Genomic DNA, 23,317 nt, shown 5'->3' with positions numbered 1-23,317 from the left:
AACAAGGAGAAATTACTAACCTTGCTACTACTCTTTCTTAACGATTAAATAGACGTGAACGTCCTGAAGAACCACTTTGAGTATTTCCACTCGAACTTGAACTTCCAGAGCTACTGCTTGAACTTGAGCTTGGAGGAGTCACTGCTGGAACGCTTCCTAGAATATTCTTCCATGCGTTCAGATAATCTGCATCGCTTCCTCCAATAGCAAAGCGATAGGTGGTCACTGGGGCGCCTTCCTTAGTCGCCCAGTAGCTCGTTACTGTTGATCCAGAAACTTCTATTTCTTTCCCATTGATGGAAACCTTGCCTGGTTTTTGCCCTGTAGATCGGAGAACTTGCGACTTGGTCACACTTGGACCCAGATTAAAGCGCTCATTCCCCCATATTCCAGGTTCAGCTTGCTGGATAGCATTGACCAAGTAAGCCATGTATTTGGCATTGCGGTAGTGACCTGCACCCTTGGCTAGTGGTCGGTTATCATCATGACCTAACCAGCCACCTAGAGTCAATCGAGGAGTAGAAAGCATGAGCCACATGTTTTCATCTTCATTAGTCGTACCAGTTTTTCCGATCCAGTCAGCACGAGCTAGGCCTGGATTGATCGAAGCCAAGTCGGTCTGGAAGCTAGAAGTAATCCGAGAAGAAATGACGTCACGGAGCAAACTTTGCATGATGGTTGCTGTCGCTTTTGAATAAACCTGCACAGGCTCATCCTTATGCTCGTATACCAGTCGGCCATCCGTTGATTCGATCTTGGCAATCATGTGTTTCTTGTGGTAAACTCCGTTGTTGGCTATCGTTTGGTATCCGTTGGTATGTTGGGCAACTGTAACCTCAATCCCCCCACCCATCGGCAAACTTTCAATCCCATATTCTGGGATTTCATAACCCATTTTTTCCATATAGCCCTTGACATCAACGCCCTTCTCTCGAAGCGTACGATAAGTCCAGTAGGCTGGGATATTCCATGAGTAGTTAAGGGCTTCTCCCAATGTCATCATGCCTGTACCAGGACTATTGACATACATGATGGGATTCCCGTTTGAGAAGTTGGTTGGATAGTTTGATAAGATACTTGCACTCCCCATCAAACCTTGGTCAATCGCGATACCATAGGCCAATATAGGTTTCGTGGTTGAAGCTGGAGAACGTTTGGTATCGATAGCATGATTGTTCTGATTTTCTTGATAATTACGACCACCAACAAATCCAAGGATGGCTCCCGTTTGGTTGTCCATGAGGACATTCCCTACTTCAGGCTGGCCTGTCGAATCATCTACCAAACTGCCGTAGTTAGCAACTGCATTTTGCATAGCAGTGTGGACGTTTTTATTAATAGTCGTGGTGATCTTATAGCCACCATTCTCGATTTCCTTCGTCGCTAGATCGCGGTAAGCTTTTTGGATCGATTCATTTTTTTGCTCTTGCGCAGAAACATTATCTCTCTGGATGAGGTAGTCGTACATCCGATCCGTTGCTTCTGCCAAGGTTGCATAGTAGAGATAGTCACGCGAAGTACCACTGACACTACCTGATGGTAGAAAGTCTTGCTTGAAGTCATAATCCTTGTACTTGTCGTAGTCTTCCTGACTCAGAGCTCCTGTCCGATACATATTGTAGAGGACATCCTTGGCACGCTTGATTCCCAAGGCCATATCCTCATCGCTCTTCATACTGCCGTCAGATTCATAAGGAGAATAACTAATAGGACTCTGGGGCAAACCTGCGATAAAGGCAGCTTGAGGTATTGTCAAATCCGATGCATTAACTCCAAAAATTCCCTCTGCAGCCTGCTGGGCACCTGCAATATTTTGGCCCTTGTGATTGCGTCCAAAAGGAGCAATATTAAGGTAGGTTGTTAAAATCTCATCCTTGCCCATGGCTCGTTCTAAAGCCAAGGCATCAATAATTTCTTTGGCCTTACGAGCCAGAGTGGGAGCATCCCCCACCACTTGCTGCTTGATGACCTGCTGCGTCAAGGTCGAACCACCACTAGACGATCCCAAACCGACAAAGGTTCCCAGAGTCGCACGAATAACGGCCTTAGGCACAACTCCCTTATGCTCATTGAAATGCTCGTCCTCTGTCGCAATGATAGCCTTCTTGAGATTATCTGAGATAGCCTCCGAAGCGACTGATGTGCGCAATAAATCTCCTTCAATTGAAGCGATGGTACTTCCGTCAGCATAGGTAATTTCTGAGATAGAGGCAATATCCTTCACTTGTTTGACCAATTCCTCTGTTTGAGGCACCTTGACTTTGTCAAATAGAGCAACCCCATAGCCCATGGCCACACCCGCTCCCAAAAGACCTCCGATAAAGGCTAGAATGAAGAGAGTGTTGAAGGTCACTTTAAAAGCACTCAAAATCTTAGCAAGAATAGACCCTACCCTTTTGAGTTTGTTAGAAGAAGCTACTTTCTTATCAGTATTTTTATTTGCTTGTTTTTTCTTCCATTTGGCAGTTAGTTGCTGGAAAAAATGCAGCATTTTTGTTTTTAATTCATCAATTCTTTTTTTCATGAATGTCCTCACTTTCTCTATTATACCATAAAAGGTAAACTTTCAATAAAATAGCCACTTTCTTCCCTATTCCACTAGGCTATTGCCCAAGTTTGTGATACAATAGGTAGAAACAATATTTTAAAAAGGAGAAAAGACATATGCACATTTTTGATGAGCTAAAAGAGCGTGGTTTGATTTTTCAAACGACTGATGAAGAAGCCTTGCGTAAAGCCCTAGAAGAAGGTCAAGTTTCTTATTATACCGGCTACGATCCAACTGCTGACAGCCTTCACCTAGGTCACCTTGTCGCAATCTTGACCAGTCGTCGTTTGCAATTAGCAGGTCACAAACCTTATGCGCTCGTTGGCGGTGCTACAGGTCTCATCGGAGATCCGTCCTTCAAAGATGCTGAGCGTAGTCTCCAAACAAAAGACACAGTAGATGGCTGGGTCAAGTCTATCCAAGGGCAACTTTCTCGTTTTCTTGACTTTGAAAATGGCGAAAATAAGGCTGTCATGGTCAACAACTACGACTGGTTTGGCAGCATCAGCTTCATTGACTTCCTCCGTGATATCGGAAAATACTTCACTGTCAACTACATGATGAGTAAGGAGTCTGTTAAAAAACGGATCGAAACAGGGATTTCTTACACAGAGTTTGCTTACCAAATCATGCAAGGGTACGACTTCTATGTCTTAAATCAAGACCACAATGTTACCCTGCAAATCGGTGGTTCTGACCAGTGGGGAAATATGACAGCTGGTACCGAATTGCTTCGTCGTAAGGCTGACAAGACTGGTCACGTAATTACTGTTCCACTGATTACAGACGCAACCGGTAAGAAGTTTGGTAAGTCAGAAGGAAACGCAGTCTGGCTCAACCCTGAAAAGACTTCTCCATACGAAATGTACCAATTCTGGATGAACGTCATGGACGCTGACGCTGTTCGCTTCTTGAAAATCTTTACCTTCTTGTCACTCGATGAGATTGAAGACATCCGCAAACAGTTTGAAGCAGCTCCACACGAACGCTTGGCTCAAAAAGTCCTGGCTCGTGAAGTCGTGACTCTTGTCCACGGAGAAGAAGCTTACAAAGAAGCCCTCAACATCACTGAGCAACTCTTTGCTGGAAACATCAAAAACCTTTCTGTCAAAGAACTCAAACAAGGACTTCGTGGAGTGCCAAACTACCAAGTACAGGCAGACGAAAATCACAACATCGTTGAACTTCTTGTATCTTCTGGCGTGGTTAACTCAAAACGCCAAGCCCGTGAAGACGTCCAAAACGGTGCCATCTACATCAATGGTGACCGCATCCAAGACCTTGACTATGTCTTGAGTGACTCAGATAAGCTTGAGAACGAACTCACTGTTATCCGCCGTGGTAAGAAAAAATACTTCGTCCTTACATATTAAAAAGAAGACTGGAGGCATTTGCCATCCAGTTCTTTTTTTGCTAGACTTAAACTATGAATACAAACCTCAAACCAAAACTCCAGCGCTTTGCTACTGCGACTGCCCTTTCCTGCCCTATCTGCCAAGAAAATCTCACCTTGGTAGAGACTAGTCTCAAGTGTAGCAACCGCCATTCTTTTGATCTGGCAAAATTCGGCTATGTCAATCTGGCACCGCAAATCAAACAATCCACTAACTACGATAAGGAAAACTTCCAAAATCGCCAGCAAATTCTTGAAGCTGGCTTTTATCAGACTATCTTAGAAACCATCTCAGACCTGCTTGCAAGCCTAGAAACTGCCAAAACTATCTTGGATATCGGCTGTGGTGAAGGTTTCTACTCTCGCAAACTCCAAGAAAGTCACTCTGACAAGACCTTCTACGCCTTTGATATTTCAAAAGACTCGGTCCAAATCGCTGCCAAGAGTGAACCCAACTGGGCAGTCAATTGGTTTGTCGGTGACCTGGCTCGTCTTCCTATAAAAGACGCCAGCATGGATATTCTGCTTGATATCTTTTCGCCTGCCAACTATGGAGAATTTTGCCGTGTTTTATCCAAAGACGGGATCTTGATAAAGGTCATCCCAACTGAAAATCACCTCAAAGAAATCCGTCAAATAGTGCAGGACCAACTGACAAAGAAGGACTATTCCAACCAAGATATCAAAGAACATTTCCAGGAACATTTCAGCATCCAATCTAGTCAGATTGCTTCCTTAACAAAACCTATCACAGCAGAGCAACGCCAAGCCCTGCTTAGCATGACACCCCTTCTCTTTCATGTTGACCAGACCAAGATTGACTGGAGCCAACTGACAGAGATTACCATCGAAGCAGAGATTCTAGTTGGGAAAGCACTGTAAACAAATTTTTGAGATAAGATAAAGCCCGCAGCTCTTCTTGAGATACGGGTTTAAATCATCATTTTTCAAGTATCTATCGGAAAAGGGGAAAAATTTTAACCTCACCATTTATTTTCGATTCGAAATAACAAATTTATCAATAAAAAGCAAGTGAAATGAGGCAAGTGTAATCCCCAAATAGCAGCCATGATAAGAGATATCTTGATGAGTAAGGGGAAAAAGAGTATTATTGCCCGCCAAGAGGCATGTCACAATCACAAATAGTATCCAGAATAAATCAGTCCATTTATATTTTGAAAAATATTTTTTCCACATATAAACACCTTCTTTCCTATAATCGTATTATAACACTTTGTGTAAGCGAATACAAGGAATTTGAGGTGATTTCTAAGTAGATTCTGAGGCTTAAAGGTAGTAAAATCAACCTTTTTAGTGCCCTCTAAGTTTGATTTTTAAGCCTACAAATTATTGACATTTTTCCCTTTTCTTTTAGGAATAGCAGCATAAAATTAACAACATTCAAAAAAGCGAATTTCAATTGAAACTCGCTTTTTACAAAATGTATTAGTATGAATTTGTATCTTAGTTCAAGTGCCAGATATCTTCGTTGTACTGAGCGATTGTACGGTCAGATGAGAAGAATCCTGCTTTAGCAATGTTGACGATCACTTTATCCAACCATGCGTCACGGTTTTCGTAGTCAGCAAGCATTTGCTCTTTGACTTTAATGTAGTCTTCCAAGTCAAGGAGAGTCATGAACCAGTCTTTGTTGATCAATTCGTTGTAAAGACGTTCCAAGCGTTCTTTCTTACCTACTGCAAGAACAGCATCGCTGACGATGAAGTCAACCAATGGTTTGATGGCTTCACGAGCGTAGAATTCGCTTGATTTGTAAGCTACTTTTGCGTAAAGGTCGATAACAGTTTCTGAATCTTCACCGAAGATGTAGATGTTTTCGTCGCCAACCAACTCAGCGATTTCCACGTTAGCTCCGTCCATAGTACCAAGAGTCAAAGCTCCGTTCAACATGAATTTCATGTTACCAGTACCTGAAGCTTCTTTAGAAGCAAGTGAGATTTGTTCTGAGATGTCACATGCTGGGATAAGGAAGCTTGCTGCAGTAACGTTGTAGTTTTCAACCATCACTACTTGCAAGTGTGGTGCTACTGCTGGGTCATTTGCAATGACTTCTGACATACAAAGGATCAAGTGGATGATGTCTTGAGCAATTGTGTAGGCAGGAGCTGCTTTACCACCAAAGAATACTGTGATAGGGCGAGCAGGGATGTTGCCAGCTTTGATGTCAAGGTATTTGTGGATCACATACAAAGCGTTCATTTGTTGGCGTTTGTACTCGTGGAGACGTTTGATTTGGATGTCAAAGATAGAGTTTGGATTGATTTCAACACCTTGGTGCTCTTTCAAGTGACGAGCCAATTTACGTTTGTTGTGAGCCTTGATGCTTTCCAATTTTTCTTTGACAGCAGCCTTATCTTCGAATGACAAGAGTTTTTCAAGCTCATCTGCTTCATGGTGCCAACCGTGACCAAGAATCTCATCCAAATAGTGAGACAAGCTTGGGTTAGCATGCATGAGCCAACGACGGAAAGTGATACCGTTTGTTTTGTTGTTGAATTTTTCTGGGTAAAGGTCATAGAAGGCTTTCAACTCAGAGTTCTTCAAGATTTCAGTGTGGAGTGCTGCTACCCCGTTAACACTGTATCCGTAGTGGATATCCATGTGAGCCATGTGAACACGTCCGCTCTCGTCGATGATTTGGACAGCTGGATCTTTGTATTCTGCCTTCACACGACGGTCCAATTCTTCGATGATTGGTACCAAGTGAGGAACCACTTCTTGCAAGAATTCAAGAGGCCATTTTTCAAGGGCTTCAGCAAGGATGGTGTGGTTAGTGTAGGCAGTCATGCTACGAACGATTGAAATCGCTTCGTCAAGTTCGATACCGCGTGCAGTCAAAAGACGGATCAATTCAGGAATCACCATTGATGGGTGAGTATCGTTGATTTGTACAACTGCATAGTCCGCAAGGTCATGCAAGTTGCTTCCTTTTTCGATCGCTTCATCGATGATCAATTGCGCACCGTTTGAAACCATGAAGTATTGTTGGAAGATACGGAGCAATTCACCTTGACGGTCACTATCATCTGGGTAAAGGAAAAGAGTCAAGTTGCGAGCAATGTCTGTCTTGTCAAAGCTGATACCATCTTCGATGATAGAAGAATCAACTGAATCCAAGTCAAACAAACGCAAGCGGTTTTTAGTAGCTGTTTTGTAACCAGGTACATCGATATCGTAAAGAGTTGATGTCAAGGTAAAGTGTGCAAATGGCACTTGGTAGCTACGGCTTGAGCGTACCAACCAGTTTTGCTCTGTCAACCAAGCGTTAGGAATCGTTTCTTGTTGGTTGTTTTTAAGAACTTGTTGGAAAAGACCGTAGTGGTAGTTCAAACCAACACCGTCACCGTTCAAACCAAGAGTAGCGATTGAGTCGATAAAGCAGGCTGCCAAACGTCCCAATCCACCGTTCCCTAGAGATGGTTCCAATTCTACTTCTTCGATTTCGATCAACTCTTTACCGGCATCAGCAAGTTCTTTTTTCACATCGTCGTAAAGACCAAGGTTGATCAAGTTGTTTGACAAGAGTTTACCAATCAAAAACTCAGCTGAGATGTAGTAAACTTTCTTCTTACCAGTGTTGACTGGTTTTTGGCTACTAGCAAGCTTGCTGTAGTTGAGAAGAGCAAGGTAAAGCTCTTCGTTACTACATTCTGCAATGGTTTTATTGTAACGTTTTTGTACAAATTCTTTTAGTGGTAACATTTTTGTGTCTCCTGATAATGTCTTATTTCTTTAATTCTACCAAATTCTCATTGATTCGGCGATAAATTGTAGTCAAGTCAAGCAAATTGTCCTCGACAGCTGGTGTCAATTGATCTTCAGTCATACGCCAAGACCAGTTTCCGCCAAGAGTAGATGGGTAGTTCATGCGAGCTGCCTCATCCAATTCTAATAAATCTTGCATAGTGGCAATAGCCATGAAGCTCACTGATGAAAATACTGTGCGAAGCATTGCGTGTGGCACTGTTTCATACTCTTTACGGTTCGTGTAACGAGCCATGTACTCACGAGTTGGATCATCGATTTCATTACGGTACCAACCAAGGACCGTATTGTTGTCGTGTGTTCCTGTGTACATAACAGAGTTAGCAGGTGCCAAGTGTGGGCTATCGATACTTTCATCTTCTGGGTTGAAGGCAAATTGAAGAATCTTCATCCCCGGGAAGCCAGTGCGTTCACGTAACTCGATGACTTCATCTGTCATGAAACCAAGGTCTTCTGCGATGATGTTCAGCTCACCAAGTTCTTCCTTAACGGCTGCGAAGAGTTTGTAGCCTGGACCTTTCACCCATTTACCAGGGGCCGCTGTATCGGAACCAGCAGGAATTTCCCAGTAAGATTCAAAGCCACGGAAGTGGTCGATACGAACAATATCGTAGATTTTGAAGCTTTCACGCAAGCGTTCAACCCACCATTTGTACCCGTCTTTATCCATTGCTTCCCAGTCATAGATTGGGTTCCCCCAAAGTTGACCAGTTGCAGAAAACTCATCTGGCGGACATCCTGCGATGCAAGTCGCCTTGCCGCTGGCATCTGTCTTGAAGAGGTGTGGATTTGCCCACATGTCGCTTGAATCTTCCGCAACGTAGATAGGCATGTCCCCAACGATCTCGATGTGGTTGTCGTTAGCGTATGCTTTCAATTTCAACCATTGTTGGAAGAAGAAGTATTGAGTCACACGGTGGTAAACCAACTTGTCTGCTAATTTCTCACGGTAGCTTTCAAGCGCTGAAGCTTTACGCTCACGAGCATCTGCATCTGGCCATTCTGTCCATGCTAAATTGTCAAAATGCTCTTTAATCGCCATATACTCAGCAAAGAGTTCAAGCCAGGCTTGGTTGTCTTGAGCAAATTTCTCAAAAGCTTTGACATCTCCCACTTCCAAGAAACGTTTGACCGCCTTTTCCAAAAGAGGACGACGTGCGTAGTAAATCTTAGCATAGTCAACTTCTGCTGGATTGCTACCGAAGTCAACACCTTCAAGATCGCTAGCTTCCAACAAGCCTTGCTCTACCAAGATGTCAAGATCGATAAAATGCGTGTTCCCAGCAAAAGCTGAGAATGATTGGTAAGGAGAATCTCCATAGCTTGTAGTCCCAAGAGGGAGGATTTGCCAGTAACGTTGCTTGGTACGAACCAAGAAATCAACGAAATCATAGGCGCTTTGGCCAAATGATCCAATCCCGTATGCTCCTGGAAGAGAAGAGATGTGCATCAACACACCACTCTGACGTTTTTTCATAATAGCACCTCATGTATTTTTGTAATAAAACGTTGCGCAAATCAAGGCGCAAACGTTTGCGTCGGTTTAAGTATAACGTATTTCAAAAACAAATGCAAGCGGTTCTAGAAACTTTTTTTGATTTCTTTTTCTTTGAATGAATCTTGGTTCCACTGTTATTTTATGAAACGATCACTTTTCTTATAAAGTTTTTCTAATTTAAGATAGTTGAAATAAAAAACAGCCTCATTTTTGCTCAGAAATCAGCCTAATCAATGCAATCGTTTCCCTTGTACGTTTTCAAATCAAGAAAAAGAAAACTTTTCAGTTTCTTCCTATATAAAAGCATTGACAAATGTTTGAAGCCTTAAAATTTTTTTAAATTTTTTTCTAAAAAAGCTTGCAACCGTTTTCTATTTGTGTTATACTAGGTTCGTAAAAGAAAACGTTTGCGTTTTCTCATCAAATTATTTTTGTTATTCTTTAGGAGGAATACACTATGTCATCTAAATTCATGAAGAGCGCTGCTGTGCTTGGAACTGCTACTCTTGCTAGCTTACTTTTGGTAGCTTGCGGAAGCAAAACTGCTGATAAAGCTGCTGATACTAGCTCATCTGAAGCAAAAGAAATCACACTTTACGTTGAAGACCAGTATAAAGCCTACGCTGAAAAAGTTGCTGCAGCTTATGAAAAAGAATCAGGTACAAAAGTTAACATCAAATCTGGTGACCAACTTGGTGGACTTGACAAACTTTCACTTGACAACCAATCAGGTCAAGCTGCTGACGTTATGATGGCACCATACGACCGCGTAGGTAGCCTTGGTACTGACGGACAACTTTCAGAAGTTACATTGAGCGACGGTGCTAAAACAGACAATGCTACTAAGTCTCTTGTAACAGCTGCTGACGGAAAAGTTTACGGTGCTCCTGCAGTTATTGAGTCACTTGTTATGTACTACAACAAAGACTTGCTCAAAGAAGCTCCAAAAACATTTGCTGAATTGGAAGAACTTGCAAAAGATAGCAAATACGCTTTCGCTGGAGAAGATGGCAAAACTTCAGCATTCTTAGCTGACTGGACAAACTTCTACTACGCATACGGACTTCTTTCTGGTAACGGAGCTTACGTATTTGGTGATAACGGTAAAAATCCTAAAGACATCGGTCTTGCTAACGATGGAGCAATCAAAGGTATCGAATACGCTAAGTCTTGGTACGAAAAATGGCCTAAAGGTATGCAAGATGGAACAGCTGCTGGAAACTTGATCCAAACTTCATTCCAAGAAGGTAAAACAGCTGCTATCATCGATGGTCCTTGGAAAGCTCAAGCATTCAAAGATGCTAAAGTAAACTACGGTGTTGCTACTATCCCAACTCTTCCAAACGGAAAAGAATACTCAGCATTCGGTGGTGGTAAAGCTTGGATCATCCCATCAAGCACTAAGAACCTTGAAGGCGCACAAAAATTTGTAGACTACCTTGTATCAACTGAACAACAAAAAGCATTCTACGAAGCAACTAACGAAATCCCAGCTAACACTGAAGCACGTGCATATGCTGAAGGCAAAAACGATGAGTTGACTACAGCTGTTATCAAACAGTTCAAGAATGCTCAACCAATGCCAAACATCTCACAAATGTCAGCAGTTTGGGAACCAGCTGCGAACATGCTCTTTGACGCTGTAAGTGGTAAGAAAGATGCTAAGACAGCTGCTAACGATGCTGTTACATTGATCAAAGAAACAATCAAACAAAAATTTGGTGAATAATTGAATTCGTTACAAGGGGGGAGAATACAAGTCCCCCTTTGATTTTATAAATTTACGAATGATTGCAGTTGCCTATCTAGTGATTGGAGACAAACTTCAATCTCGTATCCTATGAAAGGAGTATTCATGGAAAACCAACAACCTAGCAAAGCAGCCTTGCTTTCAGTGATTCCTGGGTTAGGGCAAATTTACAACAAACAAAAAGTCAAAGGTTTTATTTTTCTTGCTGTAACGCTCGTTTTTGTCCTTTATTTTCTAGCCCTTGCTGCGCCTGAATTGCACAATTTGATCACCCTTGGTGACAAACCCGGTCGCGACAATTCACTCTTCATGCTGATTCGTGGTGCCTTCCACTCAATTCTTGTTGCTGTTTACGTGCTCTTCTACTTCTACAATATTAAAGACGCACATACAATTGCTAAACGCATCAACAACGGAATTCCTGTCCCACGTACTTTTAAAGATATGATCAAAGGTATTTATGAGAATGGTTTCCCTTACCTCTTGATCATCCCATCTTACGTCGCTATGACATTTGCGATTATCTTCCCTGTTGTGGTAACATTGATGATCGCCTTTACCAACTATGACTTCCAACACTTGCCACCAAACAAATTGTTGGACTGGGTTGGTTTGACTAACTTTACAAATATCTGGAGCTTAAGCACCTTCCGTTCAGCCTTCGGTGCCGTTCTTTCTTGGACCATCATCTGGGCCTTGTCTGCTTCTACTTTGCAGATTGTGATTGGTATCTTCACAGCGATCATTGCTAACCAACCATTTATCAAAGGAAAACGTATCTTTGGTGTTATTTTCCTTCTTCCTTGGGCTGTTCCAGCCTTCATCACTATCTTGACCTTCTCAAACATGTTTAACGATAGTGTCGGAGCGATCAACACTCAAGTATTGCCTATCTTGGCTAAGGTCCTTCCTTTCCTTGACGGAGCACTTATCCCTTGGAAAACAGACCCAACTTGGACGAAGATTGCCTTGATTATGATGCAAGGTTGGCTAGGATTCCCATACATCTACGTTTTGACTTTGGGTATCTTGCAGTCTATCCCTAACGACCTCTACGAAGCGGCTTACATCGATGGTGCCAATGCTTGGCAAAAATTCCGCAACATCACTTTCCCTATGATTTTGGCTGTTGCAGCACCAACATTGATCAGCCAATACACCTTTAACTTTAACAACTTCTCTATCATGTACCTCTTCAATGCTGGAGGACCTGGTAGTGTTGGTGGTGGAGCCGGTTCAACTGATATCTTGATCTCATGGATTTACCGTTTGACTACAGGAACATCTCCTCAATACTCTATGGCAGCAGCTGTTACCTTGATTATCTCTATCATTGTCATCTCTATCTCTATGATTGCATTCAAGAAACTACACGCATTTGATATGGAGGACGTCTAAGATGAATAACTCAATCAAACTCAAACGTAGACTGACTCAAACCCTCACTTACCTCTACTTGATCGGCCTTTCAATCGTGATTATCTATCCACTTTTGATTACCATTATGTCAGCCTTCAAGACTGGTAACGTTGTAGCCTTTAAATTAGATAGTAACATTGACTTTAGCTTTGCCAACTTCCAAGGACTCTTTACAGAAACCTTGTACGGCACTTGGTACCTCAATACTTTGATCATCGCCTTTATTACCATGGCTGTTCAAACAAGTATCATCGTCCTTGCTGGTTATGCCTACAGCCGTTACAATTTCTTGGCTCGTAAACAAAGTTTAGTCTTCTTCTTGATTATCCAAATGGTGCCAACTATGGCCGCTTTGACAGCCTTCTTCGTTATGGCCCTTATGTTGAACGCTCTTAACCAAAACTGGTTCCTCATCTTCCTCTACGTTGGTGGAGGTATCCCGATGAACGCTTGGTTGATGAAAGGCTACTTCGACACAGTACCAATGTCTCTAGACGAATCTGCAAAACTAGATGGTGCAGGACACTTCCGCCGCTTCTGGCAAATTGTTCTCCCACTTGTTCGCCCAATGATCGCTGTACAAGCTCTCTGGGCCTTCATGGGACCTTTCGGGGACTATATCCTCTCTAGTTTCTTGCTTCGTGAGAAAGAATACTTTACTGTTGCCGTTGGTCTCCAAACCTTCGTTAACAACGTGAAAAATATGAAGATTGCCTACTTCTCAGCAGGTGCTATCCTCATCGCCCTTCCAATCTGTATTCTCTTCTTCTTCCTACAAAAGAACTTTGTTTCAGGACTTACAAGTGGTGGCGACAAGGGATAATCTATCCCCGCCACCCTTTTTCATTTTGGATCTTGTTTCTAAAGTTAAAAGATTAGACACAAGACCGCAAATAGTAGCAAAACCAGCTTTTCAATAAGCAATTTATCTACTAGACTTGAAATAAAGCACATTTCTCTATATAATAATACTCATATAGAAAACACTTTTAGAAAGATGCCTATGCTTCCATATCCATTCTCGTATTTTACTAGTATCTGGGGATTTCGTAAGCCCCTATCAAAACGTTTCGGACTTAACTGGTTTCAACTCCTCTTTACTAGCATTTTCCTCATCAGCTTGTCCATGGTTCCAATTGCCATTCAAAACAGCTCGCAGGAAACGTATCCACTGGATACCTTTATCGATAATGTCTACACACCCCTGACAGATGAAGCAATCATGGATTTGTCGGAAAATGCGCAGATAATAGATGGAAAACTGAGCTATGCTGGAACTAAAAATCAGCAAGCTTCTCTTCTGATTGGTCCAAGTCCAAGTAAGGAATTGCCAAAGGACTTGCAACTTCATTTTGATACGGAAGAACTCATCATCAGCAAGGAAAGCAAGGAACTGACTCGCATTCGCTACCACGCCATTCAAACGGAGAGTTTCCAGAGTAAGGAAGCTTTAACCCAGGCTATTTCTAAAGACTGGTATCAACAGAACCGTGTCTATATCAGTCTCTTTCTCGTCCTTGGTGCTAGCTTCCTCTTTGGATTGAATTTCTTCATTGTCTCTCTTGGAGCTAGTCTTCTCCTTTATATCACCAAAAAATCACGCCTCTTTTCATTTAGGAGCTTTAAAGAGTGCTACCATTTTATCTTAAACTGTTTAGGATTACCAACTTTGATTACACTTATTTTGGGACTTTTCGGCCAAAATATGACAACCCTTATCACTGTACAAAACATTCTTTTTGTTCTTTATCTGGTCATCATCTTTTATAAAACACATTACCGCGATCCAGATTATCATAAATAGGAGATTTTTATGCCCGTTACGATTAAAGATGTGGCCAAGGCTGCAGGTGTCTCACCTTCAACTGTAACCCGCGTTATTCAAAACAAATCAACAATTAGTGATGAAACCAAAAAACGAGTTCGCAAGGCTATGAAGGAACTCAACTACCATCCCAATCTCAATGCTCGTAGCCTCGTTAGCAGCTATACTCAAGTTATTGGTTTGGTATTGCCTGACGACTCGGATGCCTTCTACCAAAATCCTTTCTTCCCATCTGTCCTACGAGGGATCGCCCAAGTCGCGTCTGAAAACCACTATGCTATTCAGATCGCAACTGGTAAAGATGAGAAGGAACGTCTCAAAGCTATTTCTCAGATGGTTTATGGCAAGCGTGTTGATGGTTTAATCTTCCTCTATGCCGAAGAAGAAGACCCTCTGGTCAAGCTCGTAGCGGAAGAACAGTTTCCTTTCCTCATCCTCGGAAAATCCCTCTCACCCTTTATCCCCCTTGTCGACAATGATAATGTCCAAGCCGGCTTTGATGCAGCAGAGTATTTCATCAAAAAGGGGTGCAGACGAATCGCCTTTATCGGAGGAACCAAGAAACTTTTCGTTACACAAGATCGTCTAAAAGGTTACGAATTGGCACTCAAACAACACCAACTTTCGATTGATACGAACCTGACCTACTTTGCAAATGAATTTCTAGAAGAAAAGGGGTATCAATTTAGTAAGCGCCTCTTCAAACACGATCCGCAGATTGATGCCATCATCACAACCGACAGCCTTCTAGCTGAAGGGGTTTGCGACTACATCAGCAAACACCAATTAAATGTTCCCGTCTTGAGTTTTGACTCTGTCAATCCTCGACTCGACCTAGTAGCCTATGTTGACATCAACAGTCTTGAACTTGGACGAACATCATTTGAAACGATTTTACAGATTATTAATGACGCGAAAAATAATAGACAGATTTGTTACCGTCAGTTGATTGCCCACAAAATTATCGAAAAATAAAAACCAGCTCCAGAGCTGGTTTTTTCATATCTAATTGTCTGTTTCTACAAATCGTCCTAGGATGTGGACATTTTCGGATACAGAGACGAAGGCTGTCGGATCGACTTGTTTCATAATGTGTTTAAAATCATTAAACTCTGCTCGTGTGATAACAGTAATCAAGACTGCTTTTCTCTCATGATTATAGGTTCCTTCTGCATCGTGGATCATGGTTGCGCCTCGGTGCAATTTTTTATGGATTTTTTCGATTACCTTATCAGGATTACTGGTCACAATCATGGCCTGCATCCGTTTTTGCTTGGTGAAGACCGCATCTGTCACACGACTGGAGACAAAAATGGTAATCATGGAGTAGAGGGCGTATTTCCAACCAAAGGTCAAGCCTGCAATCAACATGATGGTCCCATTGACCAAGAAGGAAATGCTGCCGACATTTTTCCCTGTTTTCTTGCGAATGGTCAGACTGACAATATCTGTACCTCCACTGGAAATACTATTGCGCAAAGCAAAGCCAATTCCCAAGCCCATGACAACACCCCCAAAGAGAGCATTGATAATGGGATCCTCTGTCAGCGTCACAACGGGCACAAACTGGATAAAAAGGGAACTCATGGATACCGTGATAAAGGTAAAAACTGTAAATTTATGTCCAATCTGATACCAAGCTAAAATCATCAGTGGGATATTAATGGCATAAAAGGTTGCGGATACGGGTAGTTGGAGACCAAACCAATGAGTACTCAAACTGGAGATAATTTGCGCCAAACCTGTCGCACCACTTGAATAAACATGCCCTGGTTGGAAAAAGAAATTGACCGCAACTGCTGATAGAAAACCGTATACCAGAGAAGCAGAAATCTTCTCATCATATTTTTCCTTAGAGATGCCCTGCAAGACTCGTAACATCTTTATCTGATAAGCAAAGCGGCGCAGATAATAGCGCCACCGCTTAATTTGTTTTGCTTGTTTCATCTTCTTCTACTTGTAAGCTGAGTTCCTCTAGTTGTTTGAGAGCGACTGTTGATGGCGCTTGTGTCATTGGGTCGGTTGCCTTGTTGTTCTTAGGAAAGGCAATGACTTCACGGATGTTTTCTTCGCCTGCTAAGAGCATGATAAAGCGGTCAAGTCCGATAGCCAATCCACCGTGTGGTGGGAAACCATAGTCCATGGCTTCCAGAAGGAAACCGAACTGGTCATTGGCTTCCTCAGCTGAGAAACCAAGAGCCTGGAACATGCGTTCTTGAAGGTCTTTTTGGTTGATACGAAGGCTACCACCACCCAGCTCATAACCGTTCAAGACGATGTCATAGGCAATAGCACGGACATTGGCCAAATCACCTTCTAATTCGTGAGCTGTCTCTTCCTGTGGAAGGGTAAACGGATGGTGGGCACTCATGTAACGACCTTCTTCTTCAGACCATTCAAACATTGGCCAATCAACCACCCAAAGGAAATTGAATTTATCGCTATCAATCAAGCCAAGCTCTTTGGCAATACGTCCACGAAGGGCGCCTAGTGTTGCATTGGCCACTTCAAGCGTATCCGCCACAAAGAGAACCAAATCCTTATCTTCAAGACCAAGTGCTGCAGTCAATTCTCCTTGGATACCAGTCAAGAACTTGGCAACTGGTCCGTTGAATTCTCCATCAACCACCTTGACCCAAGCAAGACCTTTGGCACCGTACTGCTTAGCTACTTCAGTCATCTTGTCAATGTCTTTACGTGAGTAGTTGTCTGCAGCTCCTTTGACCACAATGGCTTTAACAGCAGGCGCTTCTGAGAAGACTTTGAAATCAACACCCTTGACTACTTCTGTCAAGTCCTGAAGCAACATGTCAAAACGGGTATCAGGTTTGTCAGAACCGTAAAGAGCCATCGCGTCATCATACTTCATACGAGGAAATGGAAGCGTCACGTCAATGCCTTTGGTTTCTTTCATCACGCGCGCAATCAATCCTTCTGTAATATCTTGGATCTCTTGCTCCGTAAGGAAGGATGTTTCCAAGTCGACCTGAGTGAACTCAGGCTGGCGGTCACCACGCAAGTCTTCATCACGGAAACATTTGACAATTTGGTAGTAACGGTCAAAACCAGCATTCATCAAGAGTTGTTTGGTAATTTGTGGACTTTGAGGAAGAGCGTAGAAATGCCCTTTATTGACACGAGATGGCACCAAATAGTCACGCGCCCCTTCTGGCGTTGATTTAGAAAGGAATGGCGTCTCCACATCGATAAACTCCAACTCATCCAAGTAGTTACGGATAGAGTGGGTCACCTTGGCACGAAGTTTAAGATTTTCCAACATTTCTGGACGACGAAGGTCAAGGTAACGGTAACGCAAACGTGTATCGTCATTGGCCTCAATTCCATCTTTAATCTCAAAAGGTGTTGTTTTAGCTGTATTGAGTACAGTAAGGGCTGTCACGTTCAATTCAACTGCTCCCGTCGCCAATTTATCATTGGCCTGTTCACGCGCAGCAACCTGACCCGTCACCTCAATGACAAACTCACTACGAAGGCTTTCAGCCGTTGCCATGACTTCAGCTGAGACCTTCTCGGGGTTGATGACCAACTGCATGATTCCTTCACGGTCACGAAGGTCGATAAAGATCAATCCGCCCAAGTCACGACGACGGGCAACCCAGCCTTTCAAGGTGATTTCTTGTCCGATGTGTTCCTCACGAACACGACCAGCATACATACTACGTTTCATTGTTTCTCTCCTCTTTTATTCTGTTACTATTTTACCATAAAAGGGCAGGCTCTTCATGAAAATCAGCAGAAAAGTTTGATTGTCTGTAAAAATCAAAACGAAGAGCTAAAAAATCGTGACAACATCAAAAAATCCGATGAAGACGCCATCGGATTTTCTTATTTTGATTCTTGACCTTCTTTGCGTTTTTCTGCGATTTCAGCCGCTTTTTTAGGCAGAACAATCGCTGTTGCATAGGCCGTCGCAAAGCGCATGATTCCTGCAATAGGTGCAAAAATCACTGCTAGATTGTTGTAGAAGAAATCGCCTTTAAAGGCATAGGCAAGCCCCCCGATAATAAAGAAGAGAACGACTGCCTGTATCACTGCTAATAAAATTACTCGTTTCATGTGACCTCCTGACTCTATTATAGCATGAGTATCATCAAAAAGCCGATTAAATTATTCAAGGCGTGTAAAGAAATGCTGTAAAGAAGGCCTTTTCGACTCACATAAGCCAGACCCAAACTCAATCCCAGACTAGCATAGACTAAAAACTGTTGCAAAGTCCCTGGAAAATGAATCAAGGCAAAGAGCACACTCGATACAAGGAGAAACAGAGCTGTCTGTTTGCTATTGTCCTGCTTAGGAAAGAGATAGCGCGCCAAGATTCCTCTAAAGATGAGTTCTTCCGTCAGAGGAGCAAAGACTACCACCATAAAGAAACCAAAGACAGGCTGAGCAACTGTCAGTTGTGATACGATTTGTTGATTGACCGACGGATCATCTGGCAAAAAGAACTGGGCTGTAATCGCCACTAGCAAAACCAGGGTAGGCAACCAGATATAACGATTAAAAGCAGTCGTCTGGATGCTAACCTTTTCTGTCTGATACCACTTGTAAACTCCATAAACATAGGCCCCTGACAGGGCGATATAAAGTGGCAAAACTCCATAGATTGAAGCCCCTAGTCCAAGAGCTGACAACGCCATACTCTGAACCAGACCATAACCAAAGAAAAATGATAGAACAGCTAGAAGAAACCAGCCAAGATTTTTAAGTATTTTCATAAAGATCTCCTATTTGAAATAGCGTTTTACCATAGGTAACTGCATCACATTGATATAAACATGGATAGCTCCTACAAGCAAGAAGGCTAGCAGCTGAATCTCTCCTGTCAATAAAGAAAAGATATCAATCAAAAAATAGAGACCTGGTAAGACATACTGATTTAATTGGAATAAAATTCGAAAACTTTGTTCCAAATTAGCCTGACGCTCCCCTTCATCATAGGAGTTTACGTAGTCCAAAACATCCTTTGGTGTAGAGAAAAATTCCAAATCAAACTGACGAACAATCGCAATGGTCTTATAGAGAGATTTTTGAGCACTGAAAATCATCACTAATGCCAAAAAAGAAAGAGATAAGGTTAGGTGGCTTACATTTAGTACAATTACTTCACTTCCTGAAATGAATAGAGCCAAAAAAATCGCTACGCTTGCACTATTAAAAGCAATAGTTCCAAACTCGAGATTACGATACATTTGTACATAATAGGTTTCATTCAGATCATCATCCATTTCCTCTTGATACAAGGAGTGAAATTTTCTGCTTTTCTTTAAGAAATCGAAAGTCAAAAACATACTAATGAAACCTAACAGTAAACAAATAGATGATATCCATGGAATCACGGTTTTGACATCTAAAATGCTTCCATAGTTTTCGGTATAGGCCTTAAACATCCCTGCAAGCATGCCCAAGAAGCCTCCCAAGATCAAAGCCATTAAAAATAACAATTCACGTTTCTTTTTCATATTCAACCTCTTTCTAAACTAAACCAATCCAACTAACCACTGACCAAATGCTTTCCCTGATTCATAAATAGCTGTTAAGCCTTCTGTTCCAAGTGATATCAAAATCAAACAAACAGCAAGTAAGATAATAGCTTGATTTCTAGCTTTTTTTGCTCCATCTCCCAAGGGTTCATTCCCAAGCCAACCTGCTAGATAGGCATAGAGAGTTACTGTTATAATCCCAATCTCTGTCGAAGAGAGAAATAACAAGACTGTCACCAAACGAACGATATTGGCTTGAATGTTAAAATAATTTGCTAAACCTGCACAAACACCGGCAAGTTCTTTGTGTTCAGTATCGACTTGAAAACCCGCTAAAAACTCTTTCATATTCATTCTCCTTTTTCACTTGCTAAATTTTTTGATTTCTTTTCAATCCAGTCAACTACTGGGATGAGAGCAAAGTAAACCCAAATAAATTGGTCACTTTGATAGGGATTAAACCAGCCTAAGTCCATCCCAATCAGTAAAAACACACTGACTAATAGAACTATGGCAACTACATAATAAATCACTTTATACTTGTTCATCACTCGTCCTCCTCTAAGCGAAATACCGACTCGACTGGTTCATTGAATATCTGAGCAATCTTAAGGGCAATGACGATGGATGGCGTGTACTCATCCCGCTCAAGCAAGCTGATAGTTTGCCTGGACACGCCAGCTAGTTTGGCAAGTTCGGTTTGATTGAGACCATCGCGAGCTCGAAGCTCTTTTAAACGATTTTTCAGCATATCTTTCTCCTTTACTCTTAACTTGAACTCATTGTAACATATCGTTTTATTTTTGACAAGTATTTTTGTCAAAAAGTTTAACATTTTTGTCATTTTGCAAAAGAAAAAGGTCAGGAATAAGATCCTGACCAGTTTTTCTACTATTAAAAACCTAGTTTTTCAAATACTTCTGAAAAGTTTTGGCTGACAGCATCAAGTGACACTTGAACTTCTTCTCGGGTTTGGTTGTTCTTAACTGTCACTTGTCCGCTTTCGACTTCGCTCTCTCCGAGAGTGATGAGGGTCTTAGCAGCAAAAACATCGGCTGACTTGAACTGAGCTTTGAGCTTCCGGTTGAGGTAATCACGCTCTGCTTTGAAACCTTGTTGGCGAAGGGCTTGTACCAACTCCAAAGCCTTGACATTTGCTCCTTCTCCCAAGACTGCGATATAGACATCTAAGGCGTTTTCGATAGGGAGAGCCACACCTTGCTTTTCAAGGATGAGGAGCAGGCGCTCTACACCAAGTCCAAAACCAAATCCAGCAGTTTCAGGGCCTCCAAAATAAGCAACCAAGCCATCGTAGCGACCACCTGCACAGACCGTCAGGTCATTGCCCTCAATCTCAGTGATAAACTCGAAAATCGTGTGGTTGTAGTAGTCCAGACCACGCACCATATTGGTATCGATGATATAGTCTACTCCAAGATTTTCCAACATCTGACGCACAGCATCAAAGTGAGCTTGGCTTTCTTCATCAAGGAAGTCCAAAATAGACGGCGCATTCTCTACAGCCACCTTGTCTTCTTTCTCCTTAGAGTCCAAGACACGAAGAGGATTTTCCTCCAAGCGACGTTGGCTATCCTTAGACAAGGTCTCCTTGAGCGGTGTCAAATAGTCGATCAAGGCTTGACGATAGGCCGCACGGCTCTCAGGATTTCCAAGAGTGTTGAGATGCAATTTCACACCTTTAATGCCGATTTCTTTCAAGAAATGGGCTGCCATAGCGATGGTTTCCACATCGGTAGCTGGATTGCTTGAGCCAAAACACTCAACACCGATCTGGTGGAACTGACGCAAACGACCTGCTTGCGGACGCTCATAACGGAACATAGGTCCCATGTAATAGAACTTACTTGGCTTTTGCACTTCTGGTGCGAAGAGTTTATTTTCCACATAGGAACGGACAACGGGCGCAGTTCCTTCTGGACGGAGGGTGATATGGCGGTCACCCTTATCATAGAAATCGTACATTTCCTTGGTTACGATATCGGTTGTGTCCCCGACAGAACGGCTGATGACCTCGTAATGCTCAAAAATAGGCGTACGCACTTCTGCATAGTTATAGCGCTTGAAAATTTCACGGGCAAAGCCCTCAACGTACTGCCATTTGGCAGACTCAGCAGGCAAAATATCCTGCGTTCCTTTTGGTTTTTGTAATTTCATAGGGTATCCTCTTTTAACTTAATAGTATTATTTTACCATAAATAGAGGGATTAAAACAGTGAGAAAAAAATTAGGATTTAGATATCATTTTTGAGATTAATAACTGTCAAAAGAATAGCTAGCAAGGAAAGACCAACAAATAGCATCCAAGTCAACTGTATATTCCATACAGCTATAAGTGAAAAACAAGCTGTTCCCACAGGTATGGATAAGGTAAACAATAAACCTAAAAAATTACTGGTACGAGCTAGAACATCTGGAGCTAGATTTTTCATGAGCATGGCACTAATCTTTGGTTGAACTTTACCAGACACATACAGAGTTGAAAAGAGAAATAGTAAAGCAAGTACGACTTGATTGAATACATTAGCTAGACCAATTAGACTGAGTCCTACGGTCGCCCACATCATCAATCTAGGCAAAGACTGCTTCCCAAAATAATCATTGCCCGTAAGGCTACTGATGATGATTGCTACTAAAACACAGAATTGATTGATAAATAGTGCCTCTGTGTAAGAAAAATTCAAGAGAGAATGGCTCAAAAAGAAGATGTTATAGATGCTTCCTAAAGCCCCACCCAAGGCATTAATAAGCAAGACAGCAAAGATCATGAAACCAAAGTTTTTCTGTCCACCTTTAAGAAAAACGAGACGTAAATTTCGGTAAATTGTTAGGAACTGGTCTTTGATAGAAAGCTTCTCATTTTTTAGGTTTTCACCATCAGCAGATGACATTGACAGACTCAATTTGCTTTTTCCTAAAAAGAGAATAAAGGCTGATACTAGGAAAAAGCAGGCATTGATTCCCGCAACAAGGGAAAAATTGTTGACCGATAGACCTAAGAGCCAAACTCCAAAAGCTTGACCACCAATAGCTGAAATATATGTGATAAACTGGGAAAAAGAATAAGCTTCCATCAGATCCTCTTCAGCTACTTTTTCCTTAACGAGAGGCATGCGCAAACCACCAGCAAAATCACTGATCACATCACTGATGACATTGATCAAACACAGGCTAGAAAAGGCAAAGAGACTAGCTTGCTGAACAACTAGGGCTGCTAGAAAAAATAAAACCGCCTGAAACAAACCGCTATAGACCATCCATTTGACCTTGTCCCTCGTATAATCTGCCCGAATCCCTACAAAAACTGTAAAGAGAGTCGGAAGAATCATGACAATATTCGCCATAGCAACAGCAAAAGAGGCTTGTGGCAAGGTCGATGCATAAACGATAAATACCAGGTTAAAAATCGAAGCACCAAAGGCATTGAAGAAGCGCGACAAAGTCAAGAGTCGATAAGCTTGATTTCTAAACAATAGTTTCATAGGTAATCTCCCTTCTTGTTCTAATCCCTATATGAAGTATGACTATAGTATAGCACTTAGAAATTGAAAGGGAAAACTTTTGAATATATGCAACAAA

Annotated in this window: 21 protein-coding genes; 7 read left to right on the top strand and 14 right to left on the bottom strand. The window is 42.1% G+C overall.

Features of this window, described 5'->3' with window-relative positions; translation table 11 throughout:
• Positions 1-37: 37 nt before the first annotated feature.
• Positions 38-2,524, bottom strand: coding sequence for a penicillin-binding protein PBP1B (gene pbp1b / locus ACUW6H_RS07880; protein WP_454363868.1), 2,487 nt, complete (start codon positions 2,522-2,524; stop codon positions 38-40).
• Between the two features lie 140 nt (positions 2,525-2,664).
• Here pbp1b and tyrS point away from each other — a divergent pair, with 140 nt between their 5' ends.
• Together tyrS and ACUW6H_RS07870 are read left to right on the top strand one after the other, a co-directional pair.
• The gene (gene tyrS / locus ACUW6H_RS07875) at positions 2,665-3,921 is read left to right on the top strand and encodes a tyrosine--tRNA ligase (RefSeq protein ID WP_454363866.1); all 1,257 of its coding nucleotides are present in this window, start codon (positions 2,665-2,667) and stop codon (positions 3,919-3,921) included.
• A gap of 53 nt (positions 3,922-3,974) precedes the next feature.
• The gene (locus tag ACUW6H_RS07870) at positions 3,975-4,823 is read left to right on the top strand and encodes a putative RNA methyltransferase (RefSeq protein ID WP_454363864.1); all 849 of its coding nucleotides are present in this window, start codon (positions 3,975-3,977) and stop codon (positions 4,821-4,823) included.
• 108 nt (positions 4,824-4,931) lie between these two features.
• On the opposite strand, the gene ACUW6H_RS07865 is transcribed toward ACUW6H_RS07870, so the two are convergent.
• The 3 genes from ACUW6H_RS07865 to malQ all read right to left on the bottom strand — a co-directional run bounded on the left by ACUW6H_RS07865 (position 4,932) and on the right by malQ (position 9,204).
• Positions 4,932-5,138 (bottom strand): hypothetical protein, encoded by a 207-nt coding sequence (locus ACUW6H_RS07865; protein WP_454363862.1) that lies wholly within the window; start codon positions 5,136-5,138, stop codon positions 4,932-4,934.
• A gap of 267 nt (positions 5,139-5,405) precedes the next feature.
• Positions 5,406-7,664, bottom strand: a complete 2,259-nt coding sequence (gene glgP, locus ACUW6H_RS07860) for a glycogen/starch/alpha-glucan family phosphorylase (RefSeq protein ID WP_454363860.1) — start codon at positions 7,662-7,664, stop codon at positions 5,406-5,408.
• 22 nt (positions 7,665-7,686) lie between these two features.
• Entirely contained in the window at positions 7,687-9,204 is a 1,518-nt protein-coding gene (malQ, locus tag ACUW6H_RS07855; protein WP_454363858.1) for a 4-alpha-glucanotransferase, read from the bottom strand.
• 478 nt (positions 9,205-9,682) lie between these two features.
• On the opposite strand from malQ, the gene ACUW6H_RS07850 reads away from it, so the two are divergent.
• The 5 genes from ACUW6H_RS07850 to ACUW6H_RS07830 all read left to right on the top strand — a co-directional run bounded on the left by ACUW6H_RS07850 (position 9,683) and on the right by ACUW6H_RS07830 (position 15,194).
• Positions 9,683-10,954, top strand: a complete 1,272-nt coding sequence (locus ACUW6H_RS07850; RefSeq protein WP_454363856.1) for an extracellular solute-binding protein — start codon at positions 9,683-9,685, stop codon at positions 10,952-10,954.
• A 126-nt stretch (positions 10,955-11,080) separates the two neighbouring features.
• Positions 11,081-12,373, top strand: coding sequence for a carbohydrate ABC transporter permease (locus tag ACUW6H_RS07845; RefSeq protein ID WP_172842370.1), 1,293 nt, complete (start codon positions 11,081-11,083; stop codon positions 12,371-12,373).
• Position 12,374: 1 nt separating this feature from the next.
• Positions 12,375-13,217 carry a sugar ABC transporter permease gene (locus tag ACUW6H_RS07840; RefSeq protein ID WP_096405864.1) on the top strand — a complete coding sequence of 281 codons (843 nt, stop codon included), beginning with the start codon at positions 12,375-12,377 and terminating at the stop codon, positions 13,215-13,217.
• A gap of 180 nt (positions 13,218-13,397) precedes the next feature.
• Positions 13,398-14,198 carry a DUF1189 domain-containing protein gene (locus tag ACUW6H_RS07835; protein ID WP_454363853.1) on the top strand — a complete coding sequence of 267 codons (801 nt, stop codon included), beginning with the start codon at positions 13,398-13,400 and terminating at the stop codon, positions 14,196-14,198.
• A 9-nt stretch (positions 14,199-14,207) separates the two neighbouring features.
• Positions 14,208-15,194, top strand: a complete 987-nt coding sequence (locus tag ACUW6H_RS07830; protein WP_454363851.1) for a LacI family DNA-binding transcriptional regulator — start codon at positions 14,208-14,210, stop codon at positions 15,192-15,194.
• Between the two features lie 30 nt (positions 15,195-15,224).
• Here the strand turns inward: ACUW6H_RS07830 and ACUW6H_RS07825 are convergent, their stop codons facing one another.
• From ACUW6H_RS07825 to ACUW6H_RS07780, 10 genes are all read right to left on the bottom strand, one after another.
• Positions 15,225-16,166, bottom strand: coding sequence for a YitT family protein (locus ACUW6H_RS07825; RefSeq protein WP_000806273.1), 942 nt, complete (start codon positions 16,164-16,166; stop codon positions 15,225-15,227).
• A complete protein-coding gene (gene aspS / locus ACUW6H_RS07820) occupies positions 16,144-17,907 on the bottom strand; it encodes an aspartate--tRNA ligase (protein ID WP_454363849.1) in 1,764 nt (587 codons plus the stop codon). The genes ACUW6H_RS07825 and aspS overlap by 23 nt, the downstream gene beginning before the upstream one ends.
• 158 nt (positions 17,908-18,065) lie before the next feature.
• Positions 18,066-18,296, bottom strand: a complete 231-nt coding sequence (locus tag ACUW6H_RS07815; protein ID WP_096405856.1) for a hypothetical protein — start codon at positions 18,294-18,296, stop codon at positions 18,066-18,068.
• Positions 18,297-18,313: 17 nt separating this feature from the next.
• On the bottom strand, positions 18,314-18,955 hold the full coding sequence (locus ACUW6H_RS07810) for a CPBP family intramembrane glutamic endopeptidase (protein ID WP_454363847.1): 642 nt from the start codon (positions 18,953-18,955) through the stop codon (positions 18,314-18,316).
• Between the two features lie 9 nt (positions 18,956-18,964).
• Positions 18,965-19,699: a DUF3169 family protein gene (locus ACUW6H_RS07805; protein WP_447266753.1), complete on the bottom strand. Its 735-nt coding sequence runs from the start codon at positions 19,697-19,699 to the stop codon at positions 18,965-18,967.
• A gap of 18 nt (positions 19,700-19,717) precedes the next feature.
• On the bottom strand, positions 19,718-20,068 hold the full coding sequence (locus tag ACUW6H_RS07800; RefSeq protein WP_454363845.1) for a PspC domain-containing protein: 351 nt from the start codon (positions 20,066-20,068) through the stop codon (positions 19,718-19,720).
• A gap of 2 nt (positions 20,069-20,070) precedes the next feature.
• Complete coding sequence (locus ACUW6H_RS07795) at positions 20,071-20,268, bottom strand: hypothetical protein (RefSeq protein ID WP_061587480.1); 198 nt, start codon at positions 20,266-20,268, stop codon at positions 20,071-20,073.
• Positions 20,268-20,471, bottom strand: coding sequence for a helix-turn-helix transcriptional regulator (locus ACUW6H_RS07790; RefSeq protein WP_000916945.1), 204 nt, complete (start codon positions 20,469-20,471; stop codon positions 20,268-20,270). The genes ACUW6H_RS07795 and ACUW6H_RS07790 overlap by 1 nt, the downstream gene beginning before the upstream one ends.
• A gap of 143 nt (positions 20,472-20,614) precedes the next feature.
• Complete coding sequence (gene hisS / locus ACUW6H_RS07785; RefSeq protein WP_454363842.1) at positions 20,615-21,895, bottom strand: histidine--tRNA ligase; 1,281 nt, start codon at positions 21,893-21,895, stop codon at positions 20,615-20,617.
• Between the two features lie 77 nt (positions 21,896-21,972).
• Positions 21,973-23,220 (bottom strand): MFS transporter, encoded by a 1,248-nt coding sequence (locus tag ACUW6H_RS07780; protein ID WP_096405847.1) that lies wholly within the window; start codon positions 23,218-23,220, stop codon positions 21,973-21,975.
• Positions 23,221-23,317: the final 97 nt, after the last annotated feature.

This window comes from Streptococcus sp. 151470009-6 (genome assembly GCF_053628175.1).
Note: the sequence above shows the minus strand (reverse complement) of the source record. Positions and strands in the feature narration are given on the sequence as shown.